The organism is Streptomyces odontomachi, from assembly GCF_024435355.1.
In the GTDB taxonomy this organism is placed as follows: Bacteria; Actinomycetota; Actinomycetes; order Streptomycetales; family Streptomycetaceae; genus Streptomyces; species Streptomyces odontomachi.
The window spans coordinates 1-17,332 of sequence record NZ_JAMJWG010000039.1; the positions used below are offsets into that span (position 1 = coordinate 1).

The following is a 17,332-nucleotide window of genomic DNA, read 5'->3' on the forward strand; positions in this document are numbered from 1 at the left end:
ACTGGTGAGCACCAGGTGCCGCACCCCGTGAGCCGTCACCAGATGCCGGGCCAGCAACGCACCGAGGGCACCCGTGCCCCCGGTTACCAGGACCGTGCCGTCCGCACGGAACCGGGTCGCCGTGCCCTCTTCCGGGCCGGCGGCGACCAGTCGCGGCGCCGCGACCGTCCCGCCGCGCAGGGCGAGCTGGGGTTCTCCGAGGGCCAGGGCGGCGGGCAGGGCACGCAGGGACGCGGCGAGCGCGCCGTCAGCGGCATCACGCTCGCGACCGGTGCCGGGGTCCGCCGGGACGAAGTCGACGTCGGCCAGGACGAAGCGACCCGGCTGCTCGGACTGCGCGGTCCGGATCAGCCCCCACAGGGCGGCCGCCCCCAGGTCGTGCACGTCGTCGCCGTCGGCGGTGGCCACCGCGCCGCCGGTGAGGACCGCGACGGGGTAGGCGGCCGTCTCGTCGGTGGCCGTCTCGTCGGTGAGGAACGCCTGGATCACGCCGAGGGCGTCGGCGGTCACCGTGTGGGCACGTGCGGGCGTCGCGTCGTGCGCGCCGGTGACCGGTACGACGGCGAGGGCCGGTACCTGCTCGTCGGCGCGCAGGGCCGGCACGTCCGGGTATCCGACCGCGTCGACGCCCGCCGTGCGCAGCGCGTCGACCAGTGCGCCGTGCTCGGGCCGCCGGCCGACGACCGCCCAGCGTGGCCGGGCGGCGGCGGGCGTGTCGGTGCGCGCGGGCGTGACCGGTTGCCACTCCACCCGGTAGAGCTCCTGGGCCGCCGAGGTCTGCGCGGCGGCCATCTGGTCGGCGCCCACGGCACGCATCGCCAGCGAACCGATGGTGACCGCGGGCGCGCCGGTGTGGTCGACGATCGCGAGCGACACCGTGTCAGCGGTGGGCCGGGTCAGGCGCACCCGGAGCCGGGTCGCCCCCGTGGTGTGCAGGGCCACGCCGCTCCACGAGAACGGCACCCGGATGCTGTCGTCCGCCGGCCGCTCCCCGAGCACCAGCGCGGCGGGCTGCAACGCGGAGTCGAGCAGCCCCGGGTGCACGCCGTAGCCGCCGGGGTCGGCGCCGGCCGGCAGCTCCACCTCGCCGTAGGTGGTGTCGCCGTCCTGCCAGGCGGCACGCAGGCTGCGGAAGAGCGGGCCGTAGCCGAATCCCGCGTCGACGATGCGGGTGTAGAACTCCGTCATGTCGAGCGCGGTGGCGTCCTCGGGCGGCCAGACGGAGCCGTCGAACTCGTCGAACGAGCCCTCCGGTGCACCGGCGCCGAGGGACCCGGTCGCGTGCACGGTCCAGTCGGCGCCCGCCGGTGCCTCCTCCGGGCGCGAGTACACCACGAACGTCCTGCTGCCGGCGCCGTCCGCCGCGTCCACCGCCAGGCGCACCTGGAGGGCGCCCTGCTCGGGCAGGGCCAGGAAGACCTGGTGGGTGAGTTCCTCGAGCTGGTCGCAGCCGACGGTCCGTGCCACGTGCAGCAGCAGGTCGACGAAGGCGACACCGGGCAGGATGTACGCCCCGTGGACCTCGTGCTCGGCCGCCCAGGCCGGGTGGTCGGCCGAGATCCGGCCGGTGAACAGGTGTCCCTTGCCGTCGGGCAGTTCGGTGACGGCGGCCAGCAGCGGATGGCCGGCGGCGCTCAGCCCGAGCGTGCCGGCGCCGGCGATCCCGCCGCCCGCCGCCAGCCAGTAGCGGTCGCGCTGGAACGGGTACGTCGGCAACTCCGGCGTCACGCTGCGGCCGGCGGCCGGGACGAGGGGCGCCCAGTCGACGGGCACCCCGGCGACGTGGACGGCGGCCAGGGCCGTGAGGAAGGTGACGGTCTCGGGGTGGCCGGTGCGCAGCGCCGCGACGGCCACCACGTCCTCGTCCGCCGCGCCGGTCCCGCCGGCACCGTCGGCGTCGTCGAGTGTCGTGCGCACCAGCGCGGACAGCACCGGGTCGGGGCCCAGCTCCAGGTACGTGCGCGCCCCCGCGTCCCGCAGGGCACGCACGCCGTCCGCGAAACGCACCGGCCGGCGGATGTGCCCGCTCCAGTAGGCGGGGTCCGTCAGCTCGGCTGCGGTGGCCAGTTCGCCCGTCACGTTCGACACCACGGGGATGACCGGATCGTGGAAGGTGAGGGTGGCCGCGATCTCCTCGAACTCGGCCAGCACCCCGTCCATGTGCGCCGAGTGGAACGCATGGCTCACCGTCAGGGCGCGGGTCTTGCGGCCCAGCCCTGCGAAGTGGCCGGCCAGCTTCGCCACGGCGTCCGCGTCGCCGGAGAGCACCGTGGAGTCGGGGGAGTTGAGCGCGGCGATCGACACGCCGGGCGCGTCCGCGAGCAGCGGCAGCAGCTCCTCCTCGGTCGCCTGCACCGCGACCATCGCGCCACCCGGCTGCGCGGCCTGCATCAACCGGCCACGGGCCGCCACCAGCGCCCCCGCATCGGCCAGTGACAGCACCCCGGCCAGGTGCGCGGCGGTCAGCTCGCCCACCGAGTGCCCGGCGAGCACGTCCGCGCGCACCCCGAAGGACTCCACCAGCCGGTACGACGCCACTTCCAGCGCGAACAGGGCGGGCTGGGTGTACCGCGTCTGGTCGAGCAGCTCGCCGTCCTCGAACACCACCTGGCGCAACGGGCGCTCCAGATGCGGGTCGACCGCCGCGCACACCGCGTCGAAGGCCGTGGCGAACACCGGATGGGTCGCGTACAGCTCGCGGCCCATGCCCGGCCGCTGGGCGCCCTGCCCGGTGAACAGCACCGCCAGCCTGCCGCCCCGTGCCGCGCCCGACACCACGCGCTTTGCGCCGGTGCCGGCGCTGAGCGAGGTGAGGCCGGCGAGGAGGTCGTCGCGTCCGGTGCCGAGCAGCACGGCCCGGTGGTCGAAGGTGCCACGGCCGGCGAGGAGCGCATGCGCGATCTCGGCCGTGCCCGCCTCGGGGTGGCCGGTCGCGTACGCGTGCAGCCGGCCGGCGAGGTCCCGCAGGGCCGGTTCGGTCCTCGCGGAGAGCAGCCAGGGGGTCGGCGCCGCGGCCTCGGAAGTGTCCGTGGCCGCCGACGCGGAGGTGTCCGTGGCCGCCGACGCGGAGGTGTCCGTGGCCGCCGACGCGGAGGTGTCCGTGGCCGCCGACTCGGCCGGATCCAAGGTCGTCGACTCGGCCGGATCCACGGCCGCCCGCTCACTCGGTGCCGCCGCGGTCTGCTCGGTCGTGGGCTGCGGTCCGGCTTCCAGGATGAGGTGCGCGTTGGTGCCGCTGATGCCGAACGACGACACCGCCGCCCGCCGCGCACGACCCGCCTCGGGCCACGCACGCTCCTCCGTCAGCAGCTCGACGCCGCCGTCCGCCCACTCCACGTGCGGCGTCGGCGCGTCCACGTGCAGGGTCTTCGGCAGCACCCCGCGCCGCATCGCCTCCACCATCTTGATCACACCGCCGATGCCGGCGGCGGCCTGCGCATGCCCGATGTTCGACTTCAGCGATCCCAGCCACAACGGCCGCTCCGGGTCACGGTCCCGCCCGTACGTGGCGATCAGCGCCTGTGCCTCGATCGGGTCGCCCAGCTTCGTGCCGGTCCCGTGCGCCTCCACCGCGTCCACGTCGGCCGCCGCCAGGCCGGCGCTGGCCAGCGCCGCCCGGATCACCCGCTCCTGGGAGGGCCCGTTGGGGGCGGTCAGGCCGTTGCTGGCGCCGTCCTGGTTCACGGCCGAGCCGCGGATCACCGCGAGCACCGGGTGCCCGGCGGCCTCGGCGTCCGACAGCCGCTCCAGCAGTACGAGACCCGCGCCCTCGGCCCAGCTGGTGCCGTCCGACGCGGCGGCGAACGGCTTGCAGCGGCCGTCGGCGGCGAGGCCGCGCTGGTGGCCGAACTCGACGAACATGCCCGGGGTCGACATCACCGTCACACCGCCGGCCAGCGCCAGCCCGCACTCGCCCTGCCGCAGCGCCTGCGCCGCCAGGTGCAGCGCGACCAGCGACGACGAGCACGCGGTGTCGACGGTGACCGCCGGGCCCTCGAACCCCAGGGCGTAGGAGAGCCGGCCGGACGCCACGCTGGTGGTGGTGCCGGTCAGCAGATAGCCGCCGTAGCCGTCGGTGCCCTCGTGCAGGCGGGGGCCGTACTCGGTCGGCATCGCGCCGACGAAGACTCCGGCGCGGCTGCCACGCAGCGTCGCCGGGTCGATCCCGGCGCGTTCGAACGCCTCCCAGCCGATCTCCAGCAGCAGCCGCTGCTGGGGGTCCATGGCGGTCGCCTCGCGGGGGCTGATGCCGAAGAAGTCGGCGTCGAAGCGGTCGGCGTCGTACAGGAAGCCGCCGCGCCGGGCGTAGGTCTTGCCGGGGGTGCCGGGCTCCGGGTCGTAGAGGTCGGCGAGGTTCCAGCCGCGGTCCTCGGGGAAGTCGCCGATGGCGTCGACGCCGTCGGCGACCAGCCGCCACAGCTCCTCGGGGCTGCCGGCGCCACCGGGGAACCGGCAGGCCATGCCGACCACGGCGATCGGCTCGTCGCCGACCCTCGCGCCCTCGTCGGTGACCTTGCGGGCGGTGCCGAGGAGTTCGCCGGTCAGGTGCCGGGCGAGCACGTCGGGGGTGGGCTGGTTGTAGACCAGCGCGGACGGCAACCGCAGGCCGGTGGCGGTGGCGAGCCGGTCGCGGAGCTCGACGGCGCCGGGCGAGTCGAAGCCGAGCTCCTTGAAGGTGCGGGTGGCGTCCACCGCGTCGGCACTCAGGTGGCCCAGCACGATGGCCGCGTGGGAGCGCACCAGGTCCAGGACGACTTCGTACTGCTCCGTCCGCTCGAGACCGAGCAGCCGGGCGGCCCACGCGGTGGCCGGCGCGGGGCGCGCCTCGGCCGCCTCGTCCGAAGACGCGGTGGACGCGGTGGACTCGGCGGACTGTGCCGCGTCGTCCGGGCGGGCGGCGCCGGCCGCCGGCAGGACGGCGGCCGCGGTGTCGCCGTCCCCGGTCGTGGGCCAGAAGCGCTGCCGCTGGAAGGCGTAGCCGGGCAGCTCGACCCGGCGCTGTGCGGCGTCTTCGAGGAGCGCGGTCCAGTCGACGGCGACGCCCTGGACGTGCAGCCCGGCGGCCGCGGTCAGGAAGGACCGCCAGGAGTCCTCGCCGCGCCGCAGGGTGCCGGTGACCACGGTCGGGTCGGCCGCTCCGTCCCGGCCGGGGGTGTCCTGGACGGCGGCGTCCTGGACGGCGGTGTCCTCCAGCGTCTCGTTGAGCGCGAAGGTGAGCACGCCGTGCGGGCTGCTCTCGACGAACGTGCCGTGTCCCGCGGCCCGCAGGGCGCGCACCGCACGGTCGAAGCGCACCGGTCGGCGCAGGTTCGTGTACCAGTACGCGGCGTCCAGGGCCGCGGTGTCGAGCACGTCGCCGGTGACGGCGGAGTAGAAGGGGATGCTGCCGGTCCGCGGGGTGATGGGGGCCAGCTCGCACAGCAGCCGGTCGCGGATCGCCTCGACCTGCGGCGAGTGGGAGGCGTAGTCCACCTGGATCCGGCGGATCCGCACGGTGTCGTCGGCCGCGTGCGCGGCGACGAGTTCGCCGACGGCCTCGGCGTCGCCGGCCACCACGGTCGCCGACGAGCCGTTGACGGCGGCGACGGCGAGCCGGCCGTCCCAGGGGGCGATGAGGTCCTTGGCCCGGTCGGCGGGCACGGCGAGCGAGGCCATGCCGCCGCGCCCGGCGAGCGCCGTGATGGCCTGGCTGCGCAGGCACACCACGCGGGCGGCGTCGGCGAGCGAGAGCGCGCCCGCGATGTGCGCTGCGGCGATCTCGCCCTGGGAGTGGCCGACGACGGCGTCCGGGCGCACGCCCACGGACTCCCACAGCCGGGCGAGCGACACCATCACCGCGAACAGCGTCGGCTGGACGACGTCCACGGCGTCGAGTCCGGGGGCGCCCGCGCGGCCGTGCAGGACGTCGAGCAGGGACCAGTCGGTGTACTCGGCGAGGGCGACGGCGCACTCCTCCAGCGCCGCGCGGAACACCGGCGCGTGCTCCAGCAGCTCCCTGGCCATGCCGTCCCACTGGGTGCCCTGACCGGGGAAGACGAAGACGGTCGGCCCCGGCCGGCCGGTGCGGCCCCGTACGGTTGCGCGGGCGGCCTGGCCCTGTCCAAGCTGGTCGAGCCCGGCCAGCAGCTCGGTGGGGTCGGTGCCGATGACGACGGCGCGCTCTTCGAAGGCGGTGCGGGTGGTGGCCAGCGCGCGGGCGACGGCGGCCGGTTCGACGGCCGGCGCGCCCTGCACGGCGGCGTGCAGCCGGGCGGCCTGCGCGCGCAGCGCGGCCTCGGTGCGGCCCGACAACAGCCAGGGCAGCGCCCGGCCGGCCGGCCAGGACGGCTCCGGTGTCGCGGGGGCCCCGGACGTCTCGGGAGCGGGCGGTTCGGCGAGGACGACATGGCAGTTGGTGCCGCCGACGCCGAACGAGCTGACCCCGGCGACCAGCGGCTGCTCGGGTGCCGGCCACGGTCCGCCGCGCTGCTGGACCGTCAGCCGGAGCGCGTCGAGGTCGATGCGCGGGTTGGGGCGCTCGTAGTTGAGGGAGGCGGGCAGCCGGCGGTGGTGGATGCTGAGGGCCGTCTTGATCAGGCCGACGATGCCCGCCGCGCCCTCCAGGTGACCGACGTTGGTCTTCACGGAGCCGACGTGCAACGGGCGCTGCCGCGCGCCGTCCGAGCCGAGTGCCTCGCCCAGCGCTGCGGCCTCGATCGGGTCGCCCACCGGGGTGCCGGTGCCGTGCAGTTCGACGTACTGGACGGCCGCGGGCGCGAGACGGGACCGCTCGACGGCCGCCCGGACGACCTCGGCCTGCGCCCGGGTGCTGGGCACCGTGATGCCGTCGGTGGCACCGTCGTTGTTGGTGGCGGTGCCGCGGATCACGCAGTACACGAAGTCGCCGTCGGCCACCGCCTGCGCCAGCGGCTTGAGGACGACGACGCCGCCGCCCTCGCCGCGTACGTAGCCGTTGGCCCGGGCGTCGAAGGTGTGGCAGCGGCCGTCCGGCGAGAGCGCCCCGAAGCCGGCCGAGCGTGCCGTGCTGTCCGGGCCGATGACCAGGTTGACGCCGCCGACGAGGGCGGTCGTGGACTCGCCGCGCCGCAGGCTCTCCACAGCCATGTGGACGGCCAGCAGCGACGAGGCCTGCGCGGCGTCGAGGGTGAGGCTGGGACCGCGCAGGCCCAGGGTGTAGGAGACCCGGTTGGCGATGATGCCGCGCTGGACGCCGGTGAAGGCGTGCCGGCCGGGGTGCTCGCCGCTCTGCCGCAGGAGTGCCGCGTAGTCGTCCCAGATGGCGCCGACGAAGACGCCGGTGCGGGTGCCGTGCAGCCGGGCCGGTGGCAGCCCGGCGTCCTCCAGCGCCTCCCAGCTCAGTTCCAGCATCAGCCGCTGCTGCGGGTCCATCGCCACCGCCTCGCGCGGCGCGATGCCGAAGAAGGCCGCGTCGAACCGGTCGACCTCCGGCAGGTAGCCGCCGCGGCCACCGGGTCCGTCGGCGGCGGCGGCGCCGAACCGGTCGGCGGGCGCGTCCCCGATGGCGTCGCGCGCCTCGGACAGCAGCCGCCAGAACGCCGCGGGATCAGGTGCCTGCGGAAGCCGGCAGGCCAGGCCGATGACCGCCACCGCGTCATCCGCTGTGGGGGGCAGTTCGTGCTGGGGACCGAGAGCACTAGCCATCGCTTGCGCTGCCTCCTACGGGATGGGCCGGTCGCGTCTTCGGGTTCAGGACGCGCATCGTGACCACCGTCGTGGCGGTTCCTAAGCACGACCTTTGCGGGGTCTAAGGGCTGACCCGTCATCCGCAGCGGATCAGCGAGCGAGGTCAGATGCGGTCGATCGCAAGGCAGAGGATCGCCCTCTTGGCGGGTCGGCCCTTAGGGCGGTGGGCCCGTTTTCGGGCAGCACGGAGCCCGGACTGTGAGGGTCAGTCCGGGCTCCGTGACCTGCGGTGATGTGGTCGGGTGCGGTCCTAGCCGGCGGCGGGCCCGCTGAGGCGGATCGCGGCGGTGGGGCACTGGCTGACGGCCTCCCGCACGGCGTCGGGTGCCGCGTCGGGGTCGGCGCCGTCGACCACGATGACGAGCCCGTCCTCGTCCTGGTCGAAGACGTCGGGGGCGGCCATCACGCAGCTGCCGGTGCCCTGGCAGAGACTCTGGTCGGCGTGGACGCTCACAGCACGTCCTCCTTCGGGTCCCAGGCGATCGGGAGCGAGGTGAGCGCCTGGACGCCGGCCGAGTCGGACATCGGCAGGTCGGCCACGTCCGCGGTGAGCCGCAGCGAGGGCAGCCGGGTGAACAGGGTCTTGAAGGCGATCTCCAGCTCCACGCGCGCCAGCGACTGCCCGATGCAGTTGTGGACGCCGTGACCGAACGCCAGGTGGTGCTTGGCCGACCGGGTCACATCCAGCACGTCGGGGTCGTCGAAGACGGTCGCGTCCCGGTTGACCAGGCCGTTGGGGATGATGACGCCCTCGCCGGCGCGGATCACCTCGCCGGCGATCTCGATGTCGGCGGCGGCGACCCGGCGGGTGTTGAGGTCGGAGACCGACGTGATGCGGAGGATCTCCTCGATCGCGTTGTTCCACAGGTCGGGGTCGGCCTGGAGCTTCGCGAGCTGTTCGGGGTTCTCCAGCAGGCAGACGGTGCCGTTGGCGATGGTGGAGGCGGTGGTCTCCTGGGCGGCGACCAGCAGCACCAGCGCCAGGGTGATCATGTCGCGGGGCTCCAGCTCGCCCTTGGCGACCCGCTCGGTCGCCAGCACGCCCATCAGGCCGGGGCCGGGCTCCTTGATCTGCTGCTCGACGACCTTGCCGAGGTAGCCGAAGATCTCGCCGAGCGCCTGCTTGAGCTGCTGGTCGTCGAGGGTGGTGCGCTCCTGCGTGATCCGGTAGCTGAGCCGCTGGAAGATCTCCCGGTCCTCGTAGGGGATGTCCAGCACATCGCAGATGACCATCGACGGCACGTGCACCGCGAAGTCCTTGACCAGGTCGGCGCTGGGCCCGCCCTTCTCCATGGCGTCGATGAGGCCGTTCACCGTCTCCTGGATGAACGGGCGCATCTCCTGGATGCGGCGCACCGCGAACGCCGGGATCAGCATCCTGCGGTGCACGGTGTGCTCCGGCGGGTCCATCTCGGCGAGGGTCTTGAACGGGCGGGGCATCCGCTCCGGGGGCGTGTAGGCGGGGAACCCCTTGTGCTGCTTCTCCGCCGACAGCCGGTTGTCGCCGAGCAGGGCGCGCGCCTCGGCGTGCCGGGTGACGATCCACGCCGGCCCGTCGAACAGCGCGACCTTGCGCAGCACGGGCCCGTCGCGCAGCTCGGCGTATCCGTCGGGCAGCAGGTGGGGACAGGTGCGGGCCATCGGGAAGGCCGGCGCATCGGCCGTTTCGGGGATCGCCGTGGCATCCGTCGTCATGGGTGCGATGTCTCCTTGGTCGGGTCCGCGTTCAGCGGCGGTCAGCGGGGGTCCCCCAAGGGGGCCCTGCGCCGGGTGGATCAGGTGGGTCAGCCCGCGGCGCACAGCACCCGGTCGTCGGCGAGCAGGATCGCCTGGTGCAGCTCGCGCAGCGCGGAGCAGGGCTCCAGGCCCAGTTCGTTGATGAGCGTGCTGCGTGCCGCCTGGTACACCTTGAGGGCGTCGGCACGGCGGTCGGAGCGGTACAGGGCGAGCATCAGCTGCCGGTAGAAGGTCTCGCGCAGCGGGCTCTCCGCGGTCAGCGAGTACAGCGGGCCGACCAGTTCACGGTGCAGGCCCAGCTGGAGGCGTGCTTCCACCAGCATCTCGGTGCAGTCCATGCGCACTTCGGTGAGCCAGGTGGTGAAGGCGCTGAGGATGGGGCCGTGGCCGATGTCCCCCAGCACGGGGCCGCGCCACAGGGCGAGGCCCTGCTGGAAGCGGGCGACGGCCTCTTCGTGGCGGTGTTCCCGCATCAGGGCGCGGCCCTGCTCGGTCAGGTCGAGGAAGACCTGGTAATCGAGTCCGCCGTCCTCCAGGGTCAGCATGTATCCGGGCGAGCGGGTCACGATGGGGCTCTGTTCGGCGCCGGCCCGGTTCAGGAACTTCCGCAGTTCCGACACGTACACGTAAAGGGTGGCGGTGGCGCGCCGCGGCAGCCGTTCTCCCCAGATCTCCATCATGAGCTGGTCGGCCGTGACAATGCGATTGGCGCGTATCAGGAGGATGGCGAGGAGCATCTCCACCTTCGGTGCGCCGATGTGGGCGCTGCCGTTGTCAGCGCTGACCCGGAGCCGTCCCAGGACCTCGTACTTCACGAATGGCTCCCATCAGTGGACACGAAGCGAAGGGAATTGCGGATGATGCCGGAAATCATCTCGACGACTTCTTCCTGGTGTTCTTCGAGGTAGAAATGCCCGCCGGGGAAGACACGCTGCGCGAACGCGGCGGCGGTGTGCTCGCGCCAGGCGTCCGCCTGCGCGGCGTCGGTGTGCGGGTCCTGGTCGCCGACCAGCATGGTGATCGGGCAGTCGAGCGGCGGTCCCGGGCGGTACGTGTGGGTCTCGATGGCCCGGTAGTCGCCGCGCACCGTCGGCATGATCGCCGCGAGCAGGTCCGCGTCGTCGAGCCAGGCCGGATCGGTGCCGCCCACCTCGCGCAGCTCCCGTACCACGCCGGCGTCGTCGCGCAGGTGGACGGTGCCGGCCGGGATCCTGGACGGGGCGGGGTAGCCGGAGGCGATGAGGTGGACCGGGCCGCCGCCGAGGCGCTGCTGGCAGCGTCGGGCCACCTCGAAGGCGACGATGGAGCCCATGCTGTGCCCGAAGAACAGGTAGGGGCCGGGTGCGGTGAGCCGCGGCAGCAGCGCGTCATAGACGCCGTCCGCGAGGTCGGGGATGTTCTCGATGCAGGGTTCGGACCGCCGGTCCTGACGCCCGGGGTATTGCAGGGCAAGGACCTCGATGTCAGGAGTGAGCGCCTGCGACATGGGGTAGTAGTAGCTCGCGGAACCTCCGGCGTGCGGAAAGACCACAAGACGGATGGCGTTCTCCGAAGACGGGTGGAATTGCCTGACCCATTCGCCCTTCTTCCTTTGTTTCACAGCCATCCTGTGCTCCTTCCGAGCGGCGGGGAAGGTACGGCAGTTATGCCGGAAGTCCGCCGATTGGCCCTGTGAATACGGCGAGTCTAGGCAGCTGACAAGCGCTTTCGGTACCCCGATTCGCCCCCCTAGCAGGCATGAATCGGGGTACCGTCGCGACCCCCTACCGCAGCCCCTATTACCGCCGGGAAAGGCGGATAGGGGGATTCCCGTACCCGGGTTGCGGGCTGGTCAGCTGTCGCGGATGTGCTCGGCGAGTTCGGCCGGCGACGGCGCGGAGAACAGGTCGGCGAGCTTGACGGTGACCTGGGTCGACTCCTCGATCTTCTGGAGGAGTTGGGCACCGAGCAGCGAGTGGCCGCCGTGGGTGAAGAAGTTGGTGTCGGCGTCGATGTCGTCGCGCTTCAGCAGCTGACGGTACAGCGCGACGATGTCGCCGGTCAGCTGGTCGCAGGGCGCGCCGTCCCCGGCCGTCCCGCCGGGTTCGTCGTCGCTGCCGGTGCCGGCCAGCGCTTCCAGGGCGAGGTAGTCGACCTTCTCGTTGGCGTTGGTGGGCAGGGTGTCGATGACGGTGAACTCCTGTGGTAGGGCGGAGTGGGGCAGCTCGCCGCGTGCGTGCTCCCACAGTTCGTCGCGCATGTCGTCGGCGCCGCTGTCGGCGGGCACCACGAAGACGACCAGGCGGCCGTCCGCGCTGCGGTCGCCGACCACCACGGCCGCGGCGGCGCGCACCTTCGGGTGGGCGAGGACGGCGGCCTCGACCTCGCCCAGCTCGATCCGGTTGCCGCGCAGTTTGACCTGGCGGTCCGAGCGGCCGAAGATCTCCAGGTTGCCGTCGGGCCGCCAGCGGCCGGTGTCGCCGCTGCGGTAGTACCGGCCGTGCACCGGGTGGTCGCCGAACCGGGCCTCGTTGAGTTCGGGCCGCTCGTGGTAGCCGAGCGAGACCCCGGCGCCGGCGATGACGATCTCGCCGCGCACCCCGATCGGCAGTTCCCGGCCGTCGGGTGCGACGACCATCACGCGGATGTTCCAGATCGGCTTGCCGATGTGCGGGCGTTCGCCCAGGTCGCCTTCGAGGACGCCCCAGGTGCACCAGGTGATGGTCTCGGTCGGGCCGTAGGCGTGGTGCAGGATGCAGCCGGTGGCCAGCAGCCGCTCGCCCAGGGGGGTCGGCAGTGGCTCGGCACCGATGACGACCTGCCGTCCCGCGAGGACGTCTTCGACGTCGTCGAGGACCAGTCGCCAGGTGGTCGGGGTGGCCTGGAGGATGCCGGGCTGGTGGCGCTCGATCAGCTCGCGCAGCAGCCGCCCGTCGGTGCGTGCCTCGTCCGGAGCGATCACGATCCGGCCGCCGGAGTACAGCGGCACGTAGTGCTCCAGGTTCGCCATGTCGAACGCGAACGTGGTCATCCACAGGGTGACGTCGTCGGCGGTGGCCCCGAACCGCACGGTGTAGTCGGCCGCGATGTTGGAGATGGCCCGGTGCGGCAGCCAGGCGCCCTTGGGCCGGCCGCTGGAGCCGGACGTGTAGATCAGGTAGGCGGGTGACTCCGGGTCGATGCCCAGCGGCGAGGCGAGCCGGTCGACGTCGGAGCCGGTCGCGCCCACCGGCTCCAGGGGCAGCCGGACGGTGTCCCGGTCCTCGGGCAGCGGCAGGTCGCGGTCGGTGAGGACGACCCGGGCACCGGAGTCGGACAGCAGGTACGCCACCCGCTGGGCCGGATGCTCCGGGTCGACGGGCAGGTAGGCGGCGCCGGTGAGCCAGATGCCGAGGACGGTGGCGGTGAGTTCGGGCGAGCGGGCCGCGGCCAGCGCGACGACGTCTCCGATGGCCACTCCGGCGCGCAGCAGCGCGGCGCGGGTGCGCAGCGCCGCGTCCCACAGCTGGGCGTAGCTGACGGTCCGGTCGCCCTGCTGCACGGCGATGGCGTCCGGGGTGCGGTCGACGTGTCCGAGGACGGCTTCGGCGACGCCTACCGGGGTGAAGGTGTGGTCGGTGTCGTTGGCCGCGTCGATGACCTGGTGGTCGTGGGCGCTCCACACGTCGATCTCGCCGGTGGGCCGGTCGACGTCCGTGGCGCAGGCCACCAGCAGCGCGTCGTAGCGGGCGAGCAGGGCGCGCACCTCGGCCTCGTCGAACTTGTCGGTGCCGTAGCGTGCGATGACCTCGATGCCGTCCTCGGAGGAGGCGAGGAAGAACTCCAGGTCGAACTTGCTGTAGCCGTTCTCGACCACCAGCGGCCTGGCCCGGTCGCCGGCGATCTCGAAGTCGCTGCCCAGGCCGAGGCTCGGGAAGTAGTTGAAGAGGTGGCGGCAGAGCCGGTTGCGCCAGGAGGATCCGGCGCGCGGCACCAGGTCGGAGATGCTGTCGACCGGCACGTTCAGGTGGGCCAGCGCATCGAAGTAGGTGTCGCGCGCCCGGCGCACCAGCGCCTTGAAGCTCTCCGCGGGATCCACCTGCACGCGCAGCGGCAGCACGTTGGTGTGGTGGCCGACCAGACCGGGGTCCGTCTTGGGCCGTACGCTCACCGGCGAACCCACGGTGATGTCGGGTCCGGCGCCGTGCGACGTGAGCAGCAGGTAGTACCCGGCCAGCAGTACCACGGCCTCGGGTGCGCGCGCGCTGCGCTGCAACCCGGCCACGGCCGTGCGGGCCTGGTCGGAGAGCCGGTGGGTGACCTGGTCGCCCTTGAGTGTGGGGTCGGCTCCGTCGGGGGCGCCGCAGGCCATCTCGAGGGCGGCGGGGTCGAAGTCGGCGAGCTGGGTGCGCCAGTAGTCCAGGCTCTCGGGCCGCGGCTCGGGCTCGCTGAACGCGGGCACCACCTCCCGCAGCCGGCTGGGCGCCGCGCCGCCGGCCGCGAGGGCGTCGTACGCCGCCACCAGCTCCTCGAGGAGCGTCTTGCCCGAGATGATGTCGTACACAAGGTGGTGGAAGGCGAGCGCGACCACATGCCCGTCGGGGTGGTGGAACAGCCCGGCGCGCACCAGCGGCCGTCCGTCGAGGGCGAACCGCCGGGTGACGTAGGGGCGCAGCGCGAGCGCGATGTCACCGTCCGGGGCGAAGTCCTCGAACTCCTCCACGGTCACGGTGAACTCGCCGGCCGGTACGACCGACTTCATCAGCTCGGCCCCGGAGGTGAAGTAGACCGTCCGCAGCACCTCGTGGCGTTCGACGAGGACCTTGAGCGCGGACTCCAGCAGGGCCGGCTCCAGCTTCCCCTCCGTCTGGAAGGCCAGGGACAGGTTGTTCGCCGCGCTGCCCGGGACCAGCCGCTCCAGCAGCCACATCGCCTCCTCTTTGCGCGTGGCCACACGAAGGTCGCGGGTGGACCGGTCGGCGGATGCGGCGGATGCGGCGGATTTCACTCCGGACCCCAATGGAAGCTCCCCTTGAAAGGCGGTGCGAACTGCGTTCTCATACTTCACCCTGTATTTCAGGGGGACGATACAAGGGGCCCGGGTGGCGCTGGTACCCCTAAGAAGGGCACCCTGAGGGGTGTTTTCCACGGGCACCCCTATGAGCGATCAGGACGCAGACTAGGGGCGCTAGGGGTATGCCTTTCCTTGCTTTTCTCCGACTACGCTTGCGAGCCGTACTTGTTGGCTCGCGAACCCGAGGAGTGGGGATGGCGGAATCCGGCGAATGGAAAGTCCTGAAGGCCGGCGGTGAATCCGGCGGTGTCGTGCTCGCCGTTGATTTCGACACCACAGGACGGCCGGAGGCCCGTTTCTCCGACCTGGCCGCCAACCTGGCCACCGACCTGGCCGTGTGGGAAACGGTTCCGCCGGTCCACGGCACCGCACCCACCGGCTCGGGCGCCGGCTACGTCGACTACTGGTCCGGGCCGATCGAGTCAGAGAAGCCGCTGGTCAAGGCGGTTATGGGGTTCTGCGCCGGGTCGGTGTACGCGGCCGCGCTGACCGAGCGGATCAGCCGGTTCCAGGAGCATGCCCCGCAGCTCCTGGTGTTCGACCCGGAGATCTCCGTACCGCAGACCCTGATGTGGCAGTACCACAAAGTGGTGGGATTCATGTCGTCGGTCATTTCGGCCGAAGACGTCGCCGCCGCGCGTGCCGCCGGACAGCGTGTGCACGATGAGACCATGCAGCGCGTGGTGGCACGGGCAAGCCAGATCCGCGAATTGAAGGACGGTCTCATCCGGCTTATCCGCGAGATCGGGGAACCCGCGTTCGCCGGGGTCGGGCTCGACAGGACACGGCGTGAGGAACTGTTCAGCGTATTCGAGTCCTTCCTGTGCTACCTCGCGGCGGCCAGTGAAATCGACCCGTTCACGCAGTGGCGTTCAGCGACCGCTTTCTCGTCGGCCAGTCCGCTGAGCGGACTGCGCGCGATGCGGGCTTCCGGTGTCGCCGGCTCGGAATCCCTTTCGGTGGCGCGTGAATACGAGATCGACGTGGAGCACGGCGTGCTGCTGGCCGACAAGGACCTGGCAGGTCTGGTCGCCGACGTCCTCGGCGCCTGATCCGGTCGCCGGTCGCCGGGTTGCGGGCGGGGCCCGGGGTGGGCAGCTTGCGGTCGGCCGCCCGCCCTGGGGCCCGTGCCGCCGGGCGGCTTGCCGCACCGTCAGACGGCCTGCACCGCCGGACGGGCCGTTCCGGCGAGCAGGGCGGCGACGAGGGAGTCCTCGACGTTGCCGCCGGTGAGCAGTACCCCGATGTCCCGGCCGCGCCAGCGGGGCAGCCGGGAGATCCGCAACGCCACGGCGAGCGCGGTGGCCGCTGCCGGTTCCACGAGGAGCCGGGCCTGGAGCACCGCGGCACACATCGCCTCGGCGATCTCGGGCTCCTCGACGGTGTGCACGTCGGACACGGCGGTGGAGCAGATGTCGAAGGGCAGTTGGCCGACCCGGTCCGGGCGCAGCCCGTCGGCGATCGTCGGGTGCGCGGCGACGGTGACCGGCGCACCCGTCGCCAACGCCTCGGTGAGCGCCGGGACGGCCGCCGGCTCGGCCGCCACCACCTCCACCTGCTCGCCCGTCACGGCCAGGCACGCCCCGGCGACCGCGCTGCCCCCGCCGACCGGCAGCACCACGGCGTCGAGTCGGGCCCCGGCCTCCCGCACCTGCTGGAGGAGTTCGGCGGTCGCGGTGCCCTGCCCCCGCACCACGTCCGGGTCCTGGTAGGGGTCGACCACGTCCAGGCCGCGTGCGTCGCGCAGTTCGTCGACCACCGCGATGCGCTCCGCCAGGGTGGTGCCGGCCGCCAGCACCTCGGCGCCGGCCTCGCGGATGCGGCGCACCTTGGTCGGCGCCGCGTCGCTCGGCAGCACCAGCGTGGCGGGCACGCCCAGCTGACCGGCGGCCAGCGCGACGGAGATCGCATGGTTGCCGGTGCTCTGCGCAACGACCCCACGGCTGCCCGCGGCCACCAGTCGCTCCACGGCGAGCAGTGCGCCACGCACCTTGAAGGAGCCACCACGCTGGAGGTTCTCGGCCTTCAGCCAGAGCCGGGCCGCACCGCGCCGGTCCAGGTCGTCGCTGCGCACCACCGGGGTCCGGGTCACCCGGCCGGCCAGCCGTCGCTGGGCGTCGAGCACGGCACTGCGGCCGAGCGGTGGATCCACCACCGCGAGGCTCGCCTCGTTCTCGGGCATCGGACCTCCATCCATGCACGTCGGCAGGGCTCAGGTCACGACCTCCAGACGGCGGCACGCCGCTCGGACACGGTCCACCTTGAGCGCCGGTGGCTCATGCTGAGGACGACTTCTAAAATTTGTCCAAGTTCCGCCTGACGCCGGTTGAGCTGTGTGTGACAAGGTCACATCAGAACGCCACCAGGCGGCCCCCCAAAACGGAAAATCTTCCTATCTCGTCCGATGATTTTCGCGACTGCAAATTCCTCGAACCGGGCGATCCGGAATGAAGAATTCCCGATGAACTCTCCAGGGAATGAATTCTCCGGCCACTCCTGATCGTGCACTTTATGTGCCGATTTGCCCGCTACGGCAGATCCCGCCTATACCCCGGCAGCCCCGAAAGCGGCACCCCACATGTACAACATTTTAGGATTAGCTGTCATTATTTTAAATTTGACGGCCCTTCGATCCTGGTCATACATTCACTCGCGATTCGGCTCATCGCTCGGAGGTGCGACATCTGCCCAAAGTTCGGCGCTTAGCGTCCGGACGTGTACTGATCGTCATCCCGGCCCGGCACCGGTGCGCACAGGGGCCGTCGACGTCAGTACGTACACCAGCCCTCAGCCATCGGCCTCATCATTGCCGACCATGGAGGCACGACGCTTTCTTTTATTTTATTTGATGTAAAGCAG

At 72.4% G+C, this 17,332-nt stretch carries 8 protein-coding genes; 1 reads left to right on the top strand and 7 read right to left on the bottom strand.

All coding sequences use genetic code 11. From position 1 onward, the window contains the following. The 6 genes from NQO67_RS41145 to NQO67_RS41170 form a co-directional block, all read right to left on the bottom strand. A partial coding sequence (locus NQO67_RS41145; protein WP_255955709.1) for a type I polyketide synthase occupies window positions 1-7,662 on the bottom strand: 7,662 nt, incomplete at its 3' end. A 292-nt stretch (window positions 7,663-7,954) separates the two neighbouring features. Then, window positions 7,955-8,158, bottom strand: a complete 204-nt coding sequence (locus NQO67_RS41150; RefSeq protein ID WP_255955711.1) for a ferredoxin — start codon at window positions 8,156-8,158, stop codon at window positions 7,955-7,957. Further along, complete coding sequence (locus NQO67_RS41155) at window positions 8,155-9,399, bottom strand: cytochrome P450 (RefSeq protein WP_255955712.1); 1,245 nt, start codon at window positions 9,397-9,399, stop codon at window positions 8,155-8,157. The genes NQO67_RS41150 and NQO67_RS41155 overlap by 4 nt, the downstream gene beginning before the upstream one ends. A gap of 89 nt (window positions 9,400-9,488) precedes the next feature. Next, window positions 9,489-10,256, bottom strand: a complete 768-nt coding sequence (locus NQO67_RS41160; protein ID WP_255955713.1) for an AfsR/SARP family transcriptional regulator — start codon at window positions 10,254-10,256, stop codon at window positions 9,489-9,491. Further along, window positions 10,253-11,047 (bottom strand): thioesterase II family protein, encoded by a 795-nt coding sequence (locus NQO67_RS41165; RefSeq protein WP_255955714.1) that lies wholly within the window; start codon window positions 11,045-11,047, stop codon window positions 10,253-10,255. Before NQO67_RS41165 ends, NQO67_RS41160 begins: the two co-directional genes overlap by 4 nt. A 225-nt stretch (window positions 11,048-11,272) precedes the next feature. Further along, complete coding sequence (locus tag NQO67_RS41170; RefSeq protein ID WP_255955715.1) at window positions 11,273-14,353, bottom strand: non-ribosomal peptide synthetase; 3,081 nt, start codon at window positions 14,351-14,353, stop codon at window positions 11,273-11,275. A 314-nt stretch (window positions 14,354-14,667) separates the two neighbouring features. On the opposite strand from NQO67_RS41170, the gene NQO67_RS41175 reads away from it, so the two are divergent. Continuing rightward, window positions 14,668-15,525 (top strand): hypothetical protein, encoded by an 858-nt coding sequence (locus NQO67_RS41175; RefSeq protein WP_255955716.1) that lies wholly within the window; start codon window positions 14,668-14,670, stop codon window positions 15,523-15,525. Between the two features lie 101 nt (window positions 15,526-15,626). Here the strand turns inward: NQO67_RS41175 and NQO67_RS41180 are convergent, their stop codons facing one another. Then, window positions 15,627-16,655 (bottom strand): threonine ammonia-lyase, encoded by a 1,029-nt coding sequence (locus NQO67_RS41180; protein ID WP_255955717.1) that lies wholly within the window; start codon window positions 16,653-16,655, stop codon window positions 15,627-15,629. Window positions 16,656-17,332: the final 677 nt, after the last annotated feature.

What these genes read in the sequence shown, in the direction of transcription:
- NQO67_RS41165 (WP_255955714.1), bottom strand. Translation starts at nt 11,047, where the DNA reads ATGGCTGTGAAACAAAGGAAGAAGGGCGAATGGGTCAGGCAATTCCAC.
- NQO67_RS41155 (WP_255955712.1), bottom strand. Translation starts at nt 9,399, where the DNA reads ATGACGACGGATGCCACGGCGATCCCCGAAACGGCCGATGCGCCGGCC.
- NQO67_RS41180 (WP_255955717.1), bottom strand. Translation starts at nt 16,655, where the DNA reads ATGCCCGAGAACGAGGCGAGCCTCGCGGTGGTGGATCCACCGCTCGGC.
- NQO67_RS41175 (WP_255955716.1), top strand. Translation starts at nt 14,668, where the DNA reads ATGGCGGAATCCGGCGAATGGAAAGTCCTGAAGGCCGGCGGTGAATCC.